Raw genomic sequence first — 17,721 nt, forward strand, 5'->3', positions numbered from 1 at the left:
TACGTCGTTCGGGTGCTTCTGCCGCGCGATCGAGAGGACGGCATGCCTGTGACCGTTTTGAGGTACTTCGTACTAGTCTCTGGTAGCGGTAAGCAATCGATCTATTACGGATCGCATCCATTCACTCCATCGGAGACGACATGCGTAAGCTTCGCAACGTGGCCGTTCTGATCGCCGCGCTCGGCAGCATCGGACTCGTGGGCGGCACGGCCCACGCCGGGGGCAAGGGCGGCGACGAGGGCGACAGGTTCGCCATCCTGCAGAGCTCCACCTGTAAGTCGCACGACCTGAACCTCGATGTGCTCGGCGAGGTCGGCGTGCTCAACGGCGCGCTGGGCAACGCCCTGAACGGCGAGGGCAACCCGGGCGCCCAGGCCACCGACATGGGCTCCAGCATGGAGTGCGGCAACAGCGCCTTCTGAGGCCGTGCCCGGCGCACAGGCGCCGGACGGTGAACGCGGTCCCGGCACTCGGCCAAGGCAGGGTGCCGGGGCTTCGTCGTTCCCGCGACCGGCCGGGCCCGGGGAGCCTTGTACGTTCGTGGCGTACTCGACGGCCGGCCCCGCCAGGGGTGTCCCTCGGTCGCCCTTGCTCAAGGGCAGCCGGGAAAACGGCCTCTGCGGGGTGGTCCAGGAGGGGCCAGCGCCGTCAGGCAGTCGGCGACTGCCTCGGTCATCGCGCCCCGGGCGAGCGTCAGACAGCGGCGCGGGTCGACCAGGTCCGGCGCGTCGGCCAGTGCCTCGCGGACGGCCCGGGTGAAGGCGACGTTGAGCAGCGTCCCGACGTTGATCTTCGTCATGCCGTGTTCGACCGCGACCCTGAGTGTCGCGTGCGGCACGCCGGACGAGCCGTGCAGGACCAGGGGCACGGGCACCTCGTCCCGCAGCCGGGAGATCAGGTCGAGATCGAGCGCGGCGGTGCGGGTGATCATCGCGTGACTGCTGCCCACGGCGACGGCGAGGGCGTCCACGCCGGTCTCGGCGACGAACCGGGCGGCGTCCCCCGGGTCGGTGCGGACACCGGGCAGGTGCGCCGACCCCTTGCCGCCGATCTCGCCCAGTTCGGCCTCGACGAACAGGCCGTGCTCGTGGGCCCATCGGGCGGCAGCACGGGTCGCGGCGATGTTCTCCTCGTCGGGCATCCGGGACGCGTCGTACATCACCGAACTGGCCCCGCACTGGGCCGTACGGTGCAGCAGCGCGACGTCCTCGACATGATCGAGGTGCAGCGCGAGCCGGGCCCGGCTGCTTGCGGCTGCGGCCGTCGTGGCGGCGGCCAGGGGCATGACGTCGCCGCCGTAGTGACGGACGACATTGTGGCTGATCTGCACGATCGCCGGTCGGCCGGTGCGCTGCGCGGCCTCGACGACGGCCTGCACGTGTTCCAGCGTGATGACGTTGAAGGCGGCTATGCCGGAGCCCGACGTACGGGCTTCGGCGATCAGGTCCGCGCTGCGGCAGAGCATGACGTCCTTTCGGAAGGGAAGCGGTCGGAGAGCGCCGGGGCGGCGGGCCGGCGTTCGGGGACGTCCCGGCCCGGCCTCGCCCTCGGCCGAAGGGCCCGCGAGGCGCGGCACCGGACCCGGGTGAGCCGCCGTCCACCGCGAGATGGGCGGCACCGGCTGCGACGTCCGCCGGTGTGCGGTCAGGAACCGGGCCGGTCCAGGATCACCGAACGGCTCAGGGCGCGCGGCCGGTCGGGGTCCAGCCCCTTGCGTACGGCGTCGGCCTCGGCGAGCCGCTGCACCCGGACCAGGTCGGCCTGCGGGTCCTCGGGGTGGTCCACGAAGTGCGCACCGGTGGCGGCGACGTCCGCCCGCAGTCCGTCCTCGTCCGCGCCGAAGTGCCATACCAGACGGCCGGGCGCGGCGATGGCGATCGGACCGTGCCGGTACTCCAGGGACGGGTATGCCTCCGTCCAGCTCTGGGTGGCCTCACGCATCTTCAGGGATGCCTCGCGGGCGATTCCGTGCGCCCAGCCGCGGCCGAGGAAGGTGATCTGGTCGGCGGCGAACCACTCCTCGGGAAGCGGTGCGTCCAGTGCCGTGCGCGCGGCCTCCGCAAGGGGCTCGGCCGCCTCACCCAGGCCCGCGCGCAGGGCGGTCAGCGCGGTGGTCGCGAAGACGGTCTGCACGACGGACCTCTCGTCCGCGAAAGACAGGTCGAGGACGTGCTCGGCGGTATCGACGATCGGGGTCGAGGTGTCGGCGGTCAGGGCGACGGCGGGGTAGCGGCCGCGTCGGCGCTCCAGCAGGTCCAGGATCTCGGTGGTGGTGCCGGACCGGGAGATCGCCACCAGCCGGTCGTAGGCGCGCTCGTGGGGAAACTCGGAGGCCGCGAAGTGGTCCGTCTCGCCCAGGCCGCGCCCCTCGCGGAGCGCGGCGTACGCCTCGGCCATGAACCAGGAGGTGCCGCAGCCGACGACGGCGACCCGCTCACCCGGCCGGGGCAGCAGATCCGCGGCCTCGGCGGCCACGCTCGCGGCCTTGAGCCAGGTCCGGGGCTGGCGGGCGATCTCCTCGCCTATGAACGACATGTGTGTCCTGCTTTCTTGGTCGTGGATCCGAGCCGGTCATTCGGCGGACCGGGGCTCAGGGGGCTCAGGGGGTTCGGGTGGCCGGCCCGTGCGAGCCGGGCTGGTGACGGGTGAAGTAGTCGGCGAGGTGCGGGGCGAGGGCGGGAACCTCGACCGGAGTGCCGCCCGAGCGCAGCGACGTGGTGGCGGCGATGCCGGTCGCGACGGCTTCGCGGGCGGCGACGGGCGAGGTGTCGGTGGCGCCGCCGTGCGCGACGAAGCGCAGGAACTCGGCTACGAGAGCCTCATCCGCACCCCCGTGCCGGCCGTCGGTCGCCTCGGTGGGGGACAGGGTCAGATCCGCCTCGGGGCGGTAGCCGGAGCGCCGCCGGTTCCACACCTTGATCACCGGTGCGTCGCCCTGGATGCCGTCTCCGAGGTTCTCCATGCGGCCTTCGTCGCCGATGACGGTGTAGTTGCGCCAGTAGTCGGGGGTGAAGTGGCATTGCTGGTAGCTGGTGAGCACCCCGTTGTCGAGGCGGGTCAGCACCATGCTGATGTCCTCCACGTCGATGACGGGGTTGAGGTCGCGCAGCGCGGACGGCGGCCAGACGCCTTCGTCGAACCAGTCCTGCACTCGCCGTGAGTCCTGCGCCCCGGCACGGCGGGGCGGGCCGGGGCGGTAGACGGCCAGGTCGCCCAGCGCGGTCACCGTGCGGGCAGAGCCGCCCGCCAGCCAGTGGATCGCGTCCAGGTCGTGCGCGCCCTTCTGGAGCAGCAGGCCGGTGGTTCGCGCGCGTTCGGCGTGCCAGTCCTTGAAGTAGTAGTCGCCGCCGTGGCCGACGAAGTGCCGGCACCACACGGCCCGCACCGTTCCGATCGCGCCCTCCTCGACGAGGCGGCGCATGGTGCGCAGGACCGGCAGATGGCGGAGGTTGTGTCCGACGTACAGCCGGGTTCCGGTGCGGGCCGCGGCGGCCAGGACGCGGTCGCAGTCGTCGAGGCTGACGGCCAGCGGCTTCTCGGCGAACACGGCGACGCCCGCTTCGAGGAAGTAGAGGGCGGGAGCGGTGTGGACGTCGTCGGGGGTGAGGACGAACACGGCGTCGAGGTCGTGCGCGAGCAGGTCCTCGTAGCGCTCGTGGACCTGGACATCGGTGCCGAAGACCGCCCGCGCGTCGGCGCGGCCGCGTTCGGCCGGATCGGCGCAGGCGACCACGCGGGCCGATCCGGGCCGCTCGGCCAGGGCGGCCAGCCCGGCTCGCTGGCCGACGCCGACGACGCCGACGCGCAGTTCCGGCGCGGATGGCTGGTTGGACATGAGCACTCCTTCGTCGCGGACAGGGAGTTGCGCTCGACGCCACGGCGTCGCGGGGCCCGGACCGGGCGGCAGGCATACGTCACGGCCGACCCGGATCGCACCGGGGTCTCCACCGCGACACCCACGATCATAGATGCTCGAAAACGCTCGATCAACGCTTGTTGCGAGCAGCTTCGAGCATTTTGGTTACGATCTGGCCGTGTGCAGGGCCATGGAGCGGCCGGCAGAACACCCGCAGAACACCCCCACCTCCACCGTCGTCCCCCACCTCCACCGACCCCACCGACCCCACCGACCCCCATCTCCACCGACACCTCCGAAGGAGCAGCAGGTGATCCTCACCGTCACACTCAACGCCGCGCTCGACATCACCCACCGGGTCGACCGGCTCCGTCCCCATGCGAGCAACCGCGTCGCATCCGTGGCCCAGCGGGCGGGCGGCAAGGGAGTCAACGTGGCGCGGGTCCTCCACGCCCTCGGGCACGAATGCGCCGTCACCGGGCTGGCCGGGGGAGCGACCGGCGCCGCCGTGCGCGCCGAACTCGCCTCGGCCCGCCTGGCCGACCACCTCGTCCCGATCCGGGGGGAGACTCGTCGTACCGTCGCCGTCGTGGACGACCGCGACACCACGATCCTGCTGGAGCCCGGACCGTTCGTCACCCGGGCCGAATGGGCCCGGTTCGTCGACCACTACCGGCTGCTGCTGAGCGGCGCGGCGGCCGTCGTCCTCGCCGGCAGCCTGCCCCCGGGCATACCCGTGGACGCCTACGCCTCACTGATCGCCCTGGCCCGCGCCCAGGATGTGCCCACCCTCCTCGACGCGGACGGCGCGGCGCTGACGGCCGCGCTCGCCGCGGCGCCGGATGTCGTCAAGCCGAACGCCCATGAACTCGCCGCTGCCACCGGCGGCAGCGACCCGGGGGCCGGAGCGGCCGCGCTGAGCGCCGCGGGAGCGCGGGCGGTGGTCGCCTCCCTCGGCCCCGAAGGACTCCTCGCCCACACGCCGCAGGGAGCGTGGCGGGCCCGTCCGCCCGCCCCCGTCGCAGGCAACCCGACGGGGGCGGGAGACGCGGCGGTGGCGGCCCTCGCCCGCACCTTCGGCCGACCCTGGCCGGAGCGGCTCGCCGAGGCCGTGGCCCTGTCGGCCGCCGCCGTGGCCGCCCCGCTCGCCGGGGACTTCGACCCCGAGGTGCGTCGCGCTCTGCTCCGCACGGTGACCGTCAGTCCGATCGCCTCCCCGCGCACGGGACGCTCCGACGCGACCTCCACCGGAGGAACTTCGTCACCGCGGTGACGTCCTCACCGGCACTCTGTGCTCGATTGTGCGCGTTTCGCAGGTGTTTCGCGCATATCCAAGCATGCCTGCCTCTTGACAGTGGCCCGGAACGGTCGTTTAACTCCTGGCCAACGCCGCAGTCGAAGGACTTGGCGTCAGAGGTACGCCCAGCCGGTAACTGACCACGCGTCAGAAGTCCGGCCTGAGTCGCCAGGACCGCGTCGGCGTCCGAGGCGGGGCCGTGCCCACCATGTTCTGGAGCTCGGACGTGATCCGTATCGGCGTGACTCCCCGGGGACACCCACACGGCCACCACCACTTCGGGACGCGCCCGCCCGTGCGGACCGGACCGCCCGGCCTTCGCGGCGCCCGTATCCGGCCGCCGTTACCCCACGTGAGACCCACGTGCGAGCTGTAGCGGTACGACGACCGATTCCCGCCCCCGAGCCCGACGCCGCTTCCCGCTCCCCGAGCCCGACGCCGCTTCCCGCTCCCCGAGCCCGACGCCGAGCGCCGCCCACCGTGACGCCGCAGCCGCCGCAGGACGGCGGCGCACACGGCCCCACCGGGACCGTCGGCCTGTGCCCCGGCCGGTACGCCATGCACCGGTCGCACCCCTCGCAGAGACGACGCGTGTCCCACGGCTCCCACCGGAGGTACCCATGTATGCGGTCACCCGCAGTGCCCAGCCCGCACGCCGCGACGTGCTGCGCGCCGGCGTCGGCCTGGCCACGGCAGCGGCCACGGGCACAGCGGCGTCCGGTTGCGCGGCAGGCCGCGACGACGGCGTCGGCGCCGACGGCACCGTGACGATCGAGATGTGGCACGGCCAGACCGACACCGGCAAGAAGGCACTGGAATCCCTGGTCGCCTCCTTCAGGCGCGGCCACCCCCGTATCCGCGTCAACCTGGGCGGCGGAGTACTCGCCGACACGATGCTCCAGAAGGTGACGGCCTCCCTCGCCTCCGGCTCCTACCCGGACATCGCCTACATCTTCGGCACCGATCTGGCGAGCATCGCCCGCAGCCCCCAGGTCGTCGACCTCACCGACACGGTGCGGCATGCCCCCACTGCCTGGACGAGCTACTGGGCACCGGCGCGCAAGGCCGTGACCGTCAACAGCCGAGTGCTCGCCGCGCCCGCGCTGCTGGACTCCCTCGCCGTGGTCTGCAACAAGAAGCTCTTCCGGCAGGCGGGTCTGCCGCTGCCCGAGGCGGGCTGGCGGTGGGACGACTTCGTCGCCACCGCCAAGGCGCTCACCGACGCCGGCGGCGGCCGTTTCGGCACCGGCTGGCCCGGCGTCGGCGACGAGGACACCGTCTGGCGCCTGTGGCCCATGGTCTGGGACCTCGGCGGGGACGTCGTCGCCGGCGACGGCAAGCACATCGGATTCGGCAGCACCGGGGCCCGCGCCCTGGAGGTACTGGCCGCGCTGGCCCGCGACAAGAGCGTCTACGTCGACCCGAAGCCGGGCAGCGAGCAGATGTACCAGGTCTTCATGTCCGGCCGCATGGGCATGGCCCTCACAGGCCCCTGGCAACTGCCCGACATCCAGCAGGCGAAGATCGACTACCACGTCGTGCCGCTGCCCAGCTTCTCGGGCCGGCCGGTGACCATCAGCGGACCCGACACGTGGACCGTGTTCGACAACGGCGACGCCCGGAAGCAGGCTGCCAAGACGTTCGTCAGCTGGCTCATGCAACCCGGACAGGACGTGCGCTGGGACGTCGAGGCGGGCAGCCTGCCGCTCAGCCGCGGGGCCGACGAACTGCCCGCCTGGCGGCACAAGGAGAGTGACACCGAGGGACTCGGGGTGTTCACCAAGGCCCTGGACTCGGCCCGGGTACGCCCGGTCCACGCCGCCTATCCGCAGGTCTCCCAGGCCCTCGGACAGGCTGTCGTCGCCGTGCTGCTGGGACGGAGCAGCCCCGCCAAGGCACTGCGCGCCTGTGCCACCGACGCCAACGCAGCACTGCTCATCCCGCGTTGAGGAGCCCCCTTCATGTCGCGACTGCCCACCCCGATCACCGTGTCCGAGCCCCCGGACAACCGGCGTGCCCTGCGCCGCAGACGCACCCGTGAAGCCGCCATGGCGTGGACGTTCGTCTCGCCCGCCGTCCTGATCATCCTCGGGCTGAGCGTGGTGCCCATCATCTGGTCGCTGCTGCTGTCCTTCCAGGCCAACGACCTCGTCACCCCGAGCCGTTGGGTGGGCCTGGACAACTACCGCGCCCTCGCCCAGGACCCGCACTTCAGCCAGGCCCTGCGCAACACCCTGCTGTACACCGTGCTGTACGTGCCGGCCGGCATGGCGCTGGGACTGTTCCTCGCCCTCGCCCTGAACCGGCGCATCCGCTTCGTCGGGCTCTACCGCACCCTGTACTTCGTCCCGTTCGTGGTCTCCGCGACCGCGCAGGGCGTACTGTTCTCGTTCATCCTGGACCCGGAGTTCGGCGCGGCCAACGCGGTACTGCACCACCTCGGAATACCGTCCCAGGGCTTCCTCACCGACCCGTCCCAGGCGCTGCCCGTGCTCGTCGCGATCAGCCTGTGGAGCGGTACGGGCTTCTGCCTGGTGATCTACCTCGCCGCGCTCCAGGACGTGCCCGCCTCGTTGATCGAGGCGGCCCGGCTGGACGGCGCCGACCGCCTCCAACTCCTGCGCCACGTCACCTTGCCCGCCCTCAGGCCCGTCACGGTCTTCCTGCTGCTGTGGCAGACCATCCAGTCCCTCCAGGCGTTCGACCTCGTGTACGTCACCACGAAGGGCGGCCCGCTCGGGTCCACCACCGTGATCGTCTATTTCATCTGGGAGCAGGCGTTCAAGAACGCCACCGCCGGATACGGGGCCGCCTCCGCCTACGCACTGGCCGTGGCCCTGGGACTGATCGGTGTGATCTCCCAGGTCGCCCGCCGCCGCCGAGGAGCCGCCGCATGACACTCACCTCCGCCCCGCCCGATGCCGCGCAGGCGATCTCCTCCTCCGAGCCAGAGGCGCACCGAGGACGCCCGCGGCTGCCGTTCAGCCCCTGGCATCTGCTGCTCGCCCCGATGGCCCTGCTCTTCGCGGTGCCGCTGATCTGGCTGGCCCTCAGCTCGGTGATGAGCAACGCGGAGATCAACCGCTTCCCGCCGGCGCTGTGGCCCTCCCACCTCGACCTGGGCGGCTACCGCTATGTGCTGGGCAACGCGATGTTCCCCCGCTGGTTCGCCAACTCCTTCCTCGTCAGCCTGGTCACGGTCACCGCGAACCTCGTGCTCGGCACCCTCGGCGGCTACGCGTTCGCCCGGATGCGGTTCGCCGGTTCCCGGCTGCTGATGGGCCTGATGCTGGCCACGATGGCGATCCCGTTCCAGCTGACGATGATCCCCACGTTCCTGGTGATGAAGCAGCTCGGCCTCATCGACACACTCGGCGCGCTGATCGTGCCGTCACTGGTCACACCCTTCTCGGTGTTCCTGCTGCGCCAGTTCTTCCTCTCGCTGCCCCGCGAGCTGGAGGAGGCCGCCTGGATCGACGGCTGCTCACGGCTTCGCGTGCTGTGGCGGATCGTGCTCCCGCTGTCCCGGCCCGCCCTCAGCACGGTCGCCGTCCTCACGTTCCTGAGCACCTGGAACGACCTGACCTGGCCCCTGATCTCGATCAACCACGACACCCAGTACACGCTCCAGCTCGGCCTGACGACCTTCCAGGGCCAGCACCACACCCAGTGGGCCGCCGTGATGGCCGGGAACGTCATCACCGTGCTGCCGGTCCTGCTCGCCTTCCTCGGTGCGCAGAAGGCGTTCATCCAGTCCATCACCTCCACCGGTCTCAAGGGCTGACCCGTTCGCCACCCCGACATCCGACCCAGGCAGGAACACCTCGATGCCACACACCTTCGACCTGCTCGTCATCGGTGACGCCAACCCCGACGTCATCATCGGCCCGCTCGACGCACCGCCCGCCTTCGGCCAGCGCGAACAACTGGTTTCCACCGGCGCCCTCACCATCGGGGGATCCGGCGCGATCGTCGCCTGCGGGGCCGCGCGCCTCGGCCTCAGGGTGGCCTTCGCCGGCCGGGTGGGTGACGACGACGCCGGCCGCTACATGCGCGACCGGCTCGGCGCCCATGGCGTCGACACCGAGGCGCTGAAACGCGACCCCCGCCGGCCCACCCCCCTGACCGTCTCGCTGACCCGCGGGGACGACCGGGCCATCCTCACCGCCCCCGGCACCCTGGCCGCGACCACGACCGACGACGTGCCCGCGGCGCTGCTGGGCGCCGCACGGCACGTCCACTCCGCGTCCTACTTTCTGATGCCCCAGCTCGCGGCCGCGCTTCCGGAACTCCTGCGCACCGCACGCCAACAAGGCGCCACCACCTCCGTGGACACGAATGACGACCCGGCGGGGCGGTGGGAGACCACGGGCCTGGACGCCGTCCTGGCTCACACGGACTTCCTGCTGCCCAACGCCACCGAAGCCCGGCGCCTGGCCCGCCTCGACACCGACGACCCGGCCGACGCCGCCGAACGGCTCGCAGTCCGGGGCCCGGTCACCGTGGTCAAGAACGGCGCCGACGGCGCGCTGTGCCACGACGGCGAACGCCTCTTCACCACCCGGGGCATCCCCCTCCAGCCGGTCGACGCGGTGGGCGCCGGGGACAGCTTCGACGCCGGATTCATCGCCGCCCTGCTGCACGACATGCCCTTGCCGGAAGCGCTCCGCTTCGCCGCGGTGTGCGGCGCCCTGTCCACCCGGGCCCACGGCGGCACCACCGCACAGCCCACATGGGACGAAGTCCTCACCCGCCTACCCGAGACCGAGGAAACCCCGGTATGACCACCCCCAAGATCGTCTTCATCGGCGCAGGCAGCGTCGTCTTCACCCAGGGACTGCTCGCGGACCTCCTCGCGTTCGACCCACTGAAGTCCGTACACATCGCGCTGCACGACATCGACGCCGAGCGGCTGGCCACCTCGCACGCCGCCGCCCTCCGCATAGCCGACACCCTCGGTGCCCGTCCCACTCTCACCGCCCACGCCGATCGCCGCGAAGCCCTGGCAGACGCCGACTTCGTCATCAACATGGTGCAGATCGGCATGGGGGAGGCCACCCGTACCGACTTCGAGGTACCGGCCCGCTACGGCGTGCGCCAGACCATCGGCGACACCCTCGGCATCGGCGGCATCTTCCGAGCCCTGCGTACCTTCCCGTTCCTCAGGGAACTGGGCAGGGACATCGCCGACGTCTGCCCGCAGGCGTGGTTGCTGAACTACACCAACCCCATGGCCATGAACGTCCAGTACCTGACGCAGGCCACCGGCCTGACCCGGGTGGTGGGACTGTGCCACTCGGTGTACTGGACGATGCGCGATCTCGCCGATCTGGTCAAGGTCCCCTACGAGGAGATCAATTACCACGCCGCCGGCGTCAACCACCAGGCATGGGTGCTTCGCTTTGAACACCAGGGACGGAGTCTCTACCCGAAGCTGGACGAACTGATCGCGACCGACGAGCAACTGCGTCGCCGGGTCCGCGTCGACATGTACCGCAGGCTCGGTCACTACCCGACCGAGACCAGCGAGCACTCCTCCGAGTACGTACCCTGGTACCTGCACCACACCAGCGAGGTCGAACGCCTCCGGCTGCCGATCGGCGAGTACCTCACCATCGTCGACGAGAACGTGGCCGCCTACGAGAAGACCCGCGACGCGCTGGCCGCCGGTGCCCCGCTCACCGTCGAGGGGACGATGGAGTACGCACCCCAGATCATCCACAGCATGGTCACCGGCACCCCGCGCACCGTCTACGGCAACGTCCCCAACAAGGGCCTGATCGACAACCTGCCCGCGCACGGCGTGGTCGAGGTGCCGTGCCTGGTGGACTCGCTGGGCGTCCAGCCCACCCGCGTCGGCTCCCTCCCGCCCCAACTGGCGGCGCTCAACCGCACCTACCTGAGCGCCAACGACCTGGTGGTGCGGGCGGCGATCGAGGACGAACCGCGGCACATCAGGCACGCGGCGATGACGGACCCGGCCACGGCCGCGGCCCTGCCCGTCGAGCAGATCTGGCGCCTGTGCGACGACATGGTCACCGCCCACGGCGACCGCCTCCAGCCGGGCCTGCGGAGCCGCCTGGACCTGTGAGGGGTGGTCCATCCAGGAATCAGGCTCGGCTCCTGGACCGCGTGGCCGCGGCCCGTTGAGTCATGCCCGCAAGACACCGCGGACCGTCCAGACGTGATGACATGACGCGAGCGCGGAGGTGAGCAGTGCCGCCTCGACGCCGGATCGTCGAGCGGACCTTCGGCCGGCGCATGCGCCGGCGACGGCTCGCCCGGTCAATTCGATTATTGTGATAATCACCTCTGGATGGCCTCGGGTCGGACGGAATTGCCGCGGAGTGCCCGTCGACAGGTGACGGAAGCCGACGAGGGTCGCGCTATGACGCTCCTTGCCAATTGCTCTGCGCTCACGGCCAATGCCCCGCGCGCCGACTCAGGAAAGACTTCGGGAGCGCGGTGCGGGGACCCGAGTGGGCGGCAGCGCGCGGCACGGACCATCTGCGCAGGAAATATGCGCGATCACGCACGAACTACGGGAGGAATCAGCAAATGAATCTCACCAAGAGGAGTGCTCTCGCCGTCGGTGTCGCCATTCTGGGCGTCGGCACGTTACTGGCCCAGTCCGCGGCAGCGGACCCGTCCAGCCGCCCGGTGCACATCCAGTCGGGCACGTTCCACCTCTATGAGAAGGACAATTACAAGGGCGGCTGGGCAGGGCTGACCAAGACCGACAAGGACCTCAGGAACAACAAGTTCGACAACGGCAAGAAGGTCGACAACCAGACCAGTTCGGTGAAGAACTACACGAACAAGTACGTCGACCTGTGGCAGAACGTCGGTTGCACCGGCGCGCACACGACGTCGTACCCGGGCACGAAGGACCCCAAGCTCAGCAACGACGCCATCAAGGACAACCGCCTGAGCTGCGTCAAGTTCCGCTGACCGAGCCGCCGTTCCCGGGTGCGCGGCCACGACGGCCTCGCACCCGGGCCACGCCGCCCGAGAGGAGCCACGTGTCCGCGTCCCGAGGTCTCCGACGCGCCGGCATCTGTCTGGTGACGGGGAGCTGCGGCCTGCTGGTGGGCTGCACCCCGCCCGACGCGGCGCCCGGACACACACCCTCCGCCGTCGTGGCCGGGCCCACCGCCTCTACGCAGGCCCGCGCCCTGCTGCTGCCGTACGACCGTTACGAGATGACGCCCACCGACCTGCTGGTGATCCAGGCGGCGGAGGACGTCCTGATGGTGCCGTGCATGCGGACCCACGGCTGGTCATGGAAGCCGCTGCCGCACGCTGGGGACGCTGACCCGCCCAACCGCTCGCGTTACGGCGTCATCGAGCCGCAGGTCGCGGAAGGCTACGGTTACCACCAGCCCCCGCCTCCGCCCGGTGTCGCCCGCCATGAGGCCGCCGAAAACACGCGGAATACGGGACTCAGCCAGGCTGAAGCGGACGCCGCGTTCGGCAGGGCGACCGGGCATTCGGCGTCCGTCAACGGGTGTTGGAAGAAGGCTCACGACCGGCTCCGCCGGCAGGTACCGGCGTCCGACCACGCACTGCTCAACGAACTCACCCTCCGGTCGTTCGACGCCTCGCTCAAGAACTCACTCGTACAGAAGGAACTGGCCGCGTGGAATTCCTGCATGAAACGTTCGGGATTCGCCTACGCCACACCGCTCGACGCGGCCAACGACCCGGCCTGGAGGAAGACGAAGCGACCGACGAGACATGAGGTGCTGGTCGCTGTCACGGATGTGCGCTGCAAGGGATCAACCGGGCTCATCGACAACTGGAAGCAGACGGAGACCACTTGGCAACAAGACTTCGTCGACCGGCATTCCGAGGCGTTCCAAGCGCTGGCCCGAGCCAAGGACGTGTGGCTGCGTGCGGCCCGTGCCGTGCTGCGCTGAAAACGGGGGCAGCACGGCAACGGGCCGGTTCACCGACCCGACGAACCGGGTGTCTCGGTCGAGACTGTCGTAGCGGAAACGGATGCGGCTTCGGGGAGAGCGGCAGTGGTTTCCCGCTCGCCGGCGAGGATCGCGGAGGAACGACACACCGGTGTTGCCGGCCGTCCCGCGATTCCCCGCCTGGCGGCCTTTCCGTCTCCAGGTCGTCGGTCGGTTACACAGGCGGCCACGTCCACGGGCCGCCCGGCCTCGAAGTGAGGTTCCCCCGCACAGCGGGGGAACCTCAGAGGTGATCCCGGCGCCGGTCCACACGTCGCCGAAGCGCACGAAGATCGGATCGGGGTCGACGGCGGCCTCGGGGTACCCGGCCGCCAACTGCGCCGCGGTCGACCAGTGCGTCGTCGCCGTCCTGCCGTCCTGCCGTCCAGCAGCCCGGCGGCGGCCAGCGGGTGCGCGCGGCGGCAATGACGGTCTGCTGTCAGATTCGGACAGGCCGGTCCGGCATACGCGCCGGCGCCCGATGCTTCGTACGAGCCTCGGGCGCCGTGCCGTTCCGGCGTCGGGGACCACCCCGGCTGCTACGTGCACCGCCGGTGTCCGGTGTCTCAGGCACCGGCCTTGTCCAGGGCGCTCTGGAGAGACTGCATGTAGCCCTCGCTGGTGTAGGAGGCACCGGAGACGGCCTGAATCTGTGCGCTCTGCGCGGCCAGGGCCTCCCGGGTCAGAGTGGGCACGGAACTGGCGGCGATCGACTGGCTGCGCCCGGAGTCGTTCGGGGTCTGCAACGCTCGGACGCCGGTCATCCTGCCATGGGAAAAGGTGGCCTCGACCTGCATCGGGCCGTACGGGGTCTGCATGACGGCGCCGGCGTAGGTGCCCGTGGCACCGCCCCCGCCACTGCTGCGCTTGCCGCCCTTCGACCCGCGGGAGTTGCTCGACGGGCTCGGCCGACTCGAACCGGAGCCCGACACGGGCGGGGCGACCGCGGTGCTTCCGCCGGAACCGGCGATGGCCGGCAGGGTGGACTGGTGGGGTTTCAGGCCCAGGAGCAGGACGATGCCCGCAACGGTCGAGGCGGTCAGGACGGCGGTCCGGCGCACTGCCATGAAGGTGCTCCCCTGGCTTTGGGAATCCGTAGAACAATGATCAGAAGGCGAAGGACTCGTGGTGGATGCGGCGACGGGGCACACCGGCTGCTCGCAGCGCCGATATCGCCGCCGCCGCCATCCCCGGCGGCCCGCACAGATAGACGTCATGCTCGGCGACGTCGGGAACGAGGGCGGCCAGTCCACCCGCGGTGAGGGGCGACGAGTATTCGGCGGGCTCGTCGACCACGTAGTGCGCGGTCGCGCCACGACGGACCGCTATCGTGTCCAGCTCCTGCCACAGTGCCAGGTCCTCAGGACGACGCGCCCGGTAGATCAGGGTGACCTCACCGGGCAGTGACTCGAACAGGGCACGCAGCGGTGTGATGCCCACGCCGCCTCCCAGCAGCAGGACCTTGCGGGCTGTGCGCCGGGCCTCCGTGAAGGCACCGTAGGGCCCCTCCGCCCACACCCGGGTGCCCGGTCGCAGCCTGGCCAGCGCCTCACTGTGACGGCCGACGGCCTTCACGGTGATCCGCAGATACCCCGCGTCGGCCGGCGCGGACAACGAGTACGGGTTCGCCGTCCACCACATCCCGCGGACGAGGAAACGCCAGCGGAAGAACTGACCCGGCTGGGCGCCCAGTTCATCGAGGTGCCGGCCGGTCATGAAGACCGACACCACGCCGGGCGCCTCGGGCCGTACCCCGGTCACGGTCAGCCGGTGCCGCCGCGCCAGCCTGATCGGGGTGAGGAAGCGATACCACACCAGCAGCGCCGCCGCACCGATGTAGAGGGCGTACCAGGCGAGCTGGGCGGAGCGGTGCGCGACGAAGTCGGCGCCGTCGGACAACTGGTGGAAGAAGGCCAGGAAGATGGCGAGATAGGTGGCGAAGTGCAGGTAGTGCCAGGTCTCGTAGCTCAACCGGCGGCGTGCGGCACGGGCCGAGATCACACCGGTGGCGATCAGAAGCAGAAAGCCCGCTGTCGCCTTGAGCATGTCGGGATAGGTCAGGACGATCGTGGTGGTCTGCCTGACGACGTTCACGTGGGCGCTCGCCGCATAGCCGAGAACGATCAGCAGTGTGTGGGCGAGCGTCAGCGAGACGGTGTACCGGCCGCCCAGCGCATGCCAGCGGGCCAGACGGTCCGAACCGACGGACCGCTCCAGCAGGGGGAAGCGGGACATCAGCACGAGCAGCACCGCGCAGGCGTAACCGGCCAGCATGCCGGTGACCCGGCCGGCGTTGGTCAGCCAGCCGTCCAGGCCGACCACGGAGGTGGTGTCGATCCACCACAGGCCCACCACGGCTGCGACCCCTGCGCAGATCAGCAGCTGGGCCACCACGGAAACGGTGTGTGGAGCGGACGGGCGGGATTGAGGGGGGCGTGTCCTGGCATGGCGTCCGTAGGTGGATGTCGTGGCCACAGGGCTCCTCTCGTCGGCTCACGGCGTGCGCTGACACATCGACGCCACGTCGACGTGTGATGCGACGTGTGATCCGCCGTGTGATGCGACGTGTGGTGCGTGTACGTCGGCCACCCTGCCCCCGGAACTTCTACAAAGCCTCTGAGCAACCCGCTCACACGTCCATTCAGAGAGAACTCAGAGCCCGCGCCCGCTCCCGGCAACGGTGCGGCGGGGGTTTCGCCATGGCACCTGGTACAGGGGACGAGCCCCCTGGAGCGCGCCAGTCCCCGATGCCTGTCGCCCCGATGCCTGTCGCCCCGATGCCTGTCGCCCCGATGCCTGTCGCCCGCGACGGACGCGCCCGCGTGAGCGCCGGACGGCAGCGGTGGTGAGGCATTACAGGGAGGAGGAGTCCGCGTCCCGGCGGGGAGCGGGGGATGGATCGGGCACCGGCGTGAGCGGTAGCCGCAGGAGGAAAGCCGTGCTGCCGGGGCTGCTGGTGAGGGCGATCGTGCCGTGGTGCGCGGTGACGACGGCGTCGACGATCGCGAGACCGAGGCCCGTGCCGCCCGTCCGGCGAGAGCGGCCGGGGTCGGCCCGGGTGAAACGGTCGAAGATCTCGGTCTGGAGGGCTTCGGGGACACCGGGGCCGTCGTCGGCGACGGACAGTTCGATGTGGTCGGCGTACGGCGTGAGTGAGAGCGTCACGCGCGTGCCGGGCGGAGTGTGGGTGCGAGCGTTGGCGAGCAGGTTGGCCAGGACCTGGTGGAGGCGGTGTTCGTCGCCCGGGACGGTGACGGGTTCCTCTGGCAGCTCCAGCAGCCAGTGATGGTCCCTGGACAGGGCACGGGCGTCGCCCACGGCGTCCAGGGCCAGGCAGGTGAGGTCGACGGGCTCACGGGCCAGCGGACGGCCCGCGTCCAGGCGGGCGAGGAGAAGCAGGTCGTCGACCAGGCCGCTCATCCGCCGTGACGTGGCCGCGATGCGCTCCAGGGAGTGCCGTACCTCCCGCGGAAGGGGGCCGGTGTGGCGCAGCGCGAGGTCCGTGTGGGCGCGGACCGCTGCGATGGGGGTGCGCAGTTCGTGGCTGGCGTCGGCGGCGAAGCGGCGCAGACGTTCCTCGCCGGCGTGCCGTCGAGCGAGGGCGTCGCCGACGTGACCGAGCATGTGGTTGAGGGCTGTCGCGACCCGGCCCACCTCGGTGTGCCCGTCGCTGTACGGGACGGGGAGGGGCATGGCGACCTCCCCTGTGGCCAGGGGCAGGCGCGTGACCCCGGTCGCCGTCGCGGCCACCCGTTCCAGCGGCCGTAGCGACAGACGCACCCAGGCCGCGCCCGCGGCGGCGGTGGCCACGAGGGCGGCGCCGAAGACGGCGGCCTCCACTGCCTCCAGCCGGTGCACCGTGTCCTCGACGGGGCGCAGGGGAAGCCCGGTGACAAGAACGTCGCCGTCGTCGCCCCGGACGGCGGTCAGGCGGTAGCGAGCGTTCAGTGCGGACAGGAGGGCGCTGCGGCCCTTGCTGCCCGGTCGCAGCGTGGTCAGTGCGCGTTGGTCGGCCGGCGTCAGCCGCACTGTGGCGTCGGCCTCGTCCCTGACCACGGCCGCCCGGGTGGTGTGCCCGGCCGACAGGTGGGCACCGAACGTCCCCTCGGGCTGGCCGCGGGTGTCGGGGGTGTTGTCCGCATCGGGGTGTTTCTCGTGCTCAAGGCTGGCCGCGAACCGGCCGCCGGTGGCGGTCAGCTGTTGGTCGATGCGACCGACGAGGAAGCTGTCCAGGGAGACGACGGTAGCGACGCCGACGACCGCGCACGTCGCGGCCAGCAGCACCACGAGCCCGGCGGTGAGCCGCAGGCGCAGGGAGAGCGGCCGACGCACGCGCGAAGCCGCCCACCCCCGGCGCAGCGCGGCGGGCGGGCGTGGCCGGCGCCGTGTCATGAGGGAGCCAGCTTGAGGACGTGTCCCACACCGCGCACCGTGTGGATCAGCGGGGACCGTCCGGCGTCCGTCTTCCTGCGCAGATGACTGATGTACGGCCCGACCACGTGGGCCCGGCCCCGAAGTCGTAGAACCACACGCGGTCGGGGATCAGCCGGGACGCGGACAGCGCCACCGTCCGGCCTGCGCAGCGGCGTGGGAGAAATGTGGTTCGGGGT

The 17,721-nt window shown here is 71.1% G+C and carries 15 protein-coding genes and 2 pseudogenes; 9 read left to right on the forward strand and 8 right to left on the reverse strand.

Annotated elements, in window-relative coordinates:
* Positions 1-140 precede the first annotated feature (140 nt).
* Complete coding sequence (locus ACFC09_RS16815; RefSeq protein ID WP_376528468.1) at positions 141-422, forward strand: hypothetical protein; 282 nt, start codon at positions 141-143, stop codon at positions 420-422.
* A gap of 170 nt (positions 423-592) precedes the next feature.
* Here the strand turns inward: ACFC09_RS16815 and ACFC09_RS16820 are convergent, their stop codons facing one another.
* The 3 genes from ACFC09_RS16820 to ACFC09_RS16830 all read right to left on the reverse strand — a co-directional run bounded on the left by ACFC09_RS16820 (position 593) and on the right by ACFC09_RS16830 (position 3,835).
* The gene (locus ACFC09_RS16820; protein WP_376528471.1) at positions 593-1,465 is read right to left on the reverse strand and encodes a class II fructose-bisphosphate aldolase; all 873 of its coding nucleotides are present in this window, start codon (positions 1,463-1,465) and stop codon (positions 593-595) included.
* A 179-nt stretch (positions 1,466-1,644) separates the two neighbouring features.
* Positions 1,645-2,535: an SIS domain-containing protein gene (locus tag ACFC09_RS16825; protein ID WP_376528473.1), complete on the reverse strand. Its 891-nt coding sequence runs from the start codon at positions 2,533-2,535 to the stop codon at positions 1,645-1,647.
* Positions 2,536-2,599: 64 nt separating this feature from the next.
* Positions 2,600-3,835, reverse strand: coding sequence for a Gfo/Idh/MocA family protein (locus tag ACFC09_RS16830; RefSeq protein WP_376528476.1), 1,236 nt, complete (start codon positions 3,833-3,835; stop codon positions 2,600-2,602).
* A 331-nt stretch (positions 3,836-4,166) separates the two neighbouring features.
* Here ACFC09_RS16830 and ACFC09_RS16835 point away from each other — a divergent pair, with 331 nt between their 5' ends.
* The 8 genes from ACFC09_RS16835 to ACFC09_RS16870 all read left to right on the forward strand — a co-directional run bounded on the left by ACFC09_RS16835 (position 4,167) and on the right by ACFC09_RS16870 (position 13,072).
* Entirely contained in the window at positions 4,167-5,129 is a 963-nt protein-coding gene (locus ACFC09_RS16835; RefSeq protein WP_376528479.1) for a 1-phosphofructokinase family hexose kinase, read from the forward strand.
* A 644-nt stretch (positions 5,130-5,773) separates the two neighbouring features.
* Entirely contained in the window at positions 5,774-7,102 is a 1,329-nt protein-coding gene (locus tag ACFC09_RS16840) for an ABC transporter substrate-binding protein (RefSeq protein WP_376528481.1), read from the forward strand.
* Between the two features lie 12 nt (positions 7,103-7,114).
* The gene (locus ACFC09_RS16845) at positions 7,115-8,050 is read left to right on the forward strand and encodes a carbohydrate ABC transporter permease (RefSeq protein ID WP_376528484.1); all 936 of its coding nucleotides are present in this window, start codon (positions 7,115-7,117) and stop codon (positions 8,048-8,050) included.
* Positions 8,047-8,937: a carbohydrate ABC transporter permease gene (locus ACFC09_RS16850; protein WP_376528487.1), complete on the forward strand. Its 891-nt coding sequence runs from the start codon at positions 8,047-8,049 to the stop codon at positions 8,935-8,937. Before ACFC09_RS16845 ends, ACFC09_RS16850 begins: the two co-directional genes overlap by 4 nt.
* Positions 8,938-8,980: 43 nt before the next feature.
* Positions 8,981-9,937: a carbohydrate kinase family protein gene (locus tag ACFC09_RS16855; RefSeq protein WP_376528490.1), complete on the forward strand. Its 957-nt coding sequence runs from the start codon at positions 8,981-8,983 to the stop codon at positions 9,935-9,937.
* Entirely contained in the window at positions 9,934-11,244 is a 1,311-nt protein-coding gene (locus ACFC09_RS16860; RefSeq protein ID WP_376528493.1) for an alpha-glucosidase/alpha-galactosidase, read from the forward strand. The genes ACFC09_RS16855 and ACFC09_RS16860 overlap by 4 nt, the downstream gene beginning before the upstream one ends.
* 467 nt (positions 11,245-11,711) lie before the next feature.
* A complete protein-coding gene (locus ACFC09_RS16865) occupies positions 11,712-12,104 on the forward strand; it encodes a peptidase inhibitor family I36 protein (RefSeq protein WP_376528495.1) in 393 nt (130 codons plus the stop codon).
* Positions 12,105-12,175: 71 nt separating this feature from the next.
* The gene (locus ACFC09_RS16870; protein ID WP_376528497.1) at positions 12,176-13,072 is read left to right on the forward strand and encodes a hypothetical protein; all 897 of its coding nucleotides are present in this window, start codon (positions 12,176-12,178) and stop codon (positions 13,070-13,072) included.
* 285 nt (positions 13,073-13,357) lie between these two features.
* On the opposite strand, the pseudogene ACFC09_RS16875 reads toward ACFC09_RS16870, so the two are convergent.
* The 5 genes and pseudogenes from ACFC09_RS16875 to ACFC09_RS16895 form a co-directional block, all read right to left on the reverse strand.
* Positions 13,358-13,536, reverse strand: a pseudogene (locus ACFC09_RS16875) (AraC family transcriptional regulator); the annotation flags it as partial.
* 141 nt (positions 13,537-13,677) lie between these two features.
* Positions 13,678-14,178, reverse strand: coding sequence for an FMN-binding protein (locus ACFC09_RS16880; RefSeq protein WP_376528500.1), 501 nt, complete (start codon positions 14,176-14,178; stop codon positions 13,678-13,680).
* A 40-nt stretch (positions 14,179-14,218) separates the two neighbouring features.
* On the reverse strand, positions 14,219-15,586 hold the full coding sequence (locus tag ACFC09_RS16885) for a ferric reductase-like transmembrane domain-containing protein (RefSeq protein WP_376528503.1): 1,368 nt from the start codon (positions 15,584-15,586) through the stop codon (positions 14,219-14,221).
* Positions 15,587-15,964: 378 nt separating this feature from the next.
* Positions 15,965-17,443, reverse strand: coding sequence for an ATP-binding protein (locus ACFC09_RS16890; RefSeq protein ID WP_376528505.1), 1,479 nt, complete (start codon positions 17,441-17,443; stop codon positions 15,965-15,967).
* 56 nt (positions 17,444-17,499) lie between these two features.
* Positions 17,500-17,654 (reverse strand): annotated as a pseudogene (locus tag ACFC09_RS16895) (winged helix-turn-helix domain-containing protein); the annotation flags it as partial.
* Positions 17,655-17,721 lie beyond the last annotated feature (67 nt).

It is taken from the genome of Streptomyces sp. NPDC056161, from assembly GCF_042268025.1.
GTDB lineage: Bacteria > Actinomycetota > Actinomycetes > Streptomycetales > Streptomycetaceae > Streptomyces.

Bases quoted from the DNA above. Each gene is read 5' to 3' on its own strand.
- ACFC09_RS16830 (WP_376528476.1), bottom strand. From the start codon at position 3,835: ATGTCCAACCAGCCATCCGCGCCGGAACTGCGCGTCGGCGTCGTCGGC.
- ACFC09_RS16820 (WP_376528471.1), bottom strand. From the start codon at position 1,465: ATGCTCTGCCGCAGCGCGGACCTGATCGCCGAAGCCCGTACGTCGGGC.
- ACFC09_RS16840 (WP_376528481.1), top strand. From the start codon at position 5,774: ATGTATGCGGTCACCCGCAGTGCCCAGCCCGCACGCCGCGACGTGCTG.
- ACFC09_RS16845 (WP_376528484.1), top strand. From the start codon at position 7,115: ATGTCGCGACTGCCCACCCCGATCACCGTGTCCGAGCCCCCGGACAAC.
- ACFC09_RS16880 (WP_376528500.1), bottom strand. From the start codon at position 14,178: ATGGCAGTGCGCCGGACCGCCGTCCTGACCGCCTCGACCGTTGCGGGC.
- ACFC09_RS16860 (WP_376528493.1), top strand. From the start codon at position 9,934: ATGACCACCCCCAAGATCGTCTTCATCGGCGCAGGCAGCGTCGTCTTC.
- ACFC09_RS16850 (WP_376528487.1), top strand. From the start codon at position 8,047: ATGACACTCACCTCCGCCCCGCCCGATGCCGCGCAGGCGATCTCCTCC.
- ACFC09_RS16825 (WP_376528473.1), bottom strand. From the start codon at position 2,535: ATGTCGTTCATAGGCGAGGAGATCGCCCGCCAGCCCCGGACCTGGCTC.
- ACFC09_RS16855 (WP_376528490.1), top strand. From the start codon at position 8,981: ATGCCACACACCTTCGACCTGCTCGTCATCGGTGACGCCAACCCCGAC.
- ACFC09_RS16865 (WP_376528495.1), top strand. From the start codon at position 11,712: ATGAATCTCACCAAGAGGAGTGCTCTCGCCGTCGGTGTCGCCATTCTG.
- ACFC09_RS16815 (WP_376528468.1), top strand. From the start codon at position 141: ATGCGTAAGCTTCGCAACGTGGCCGTTCTGATCGCCGCGCTCGGCAGC.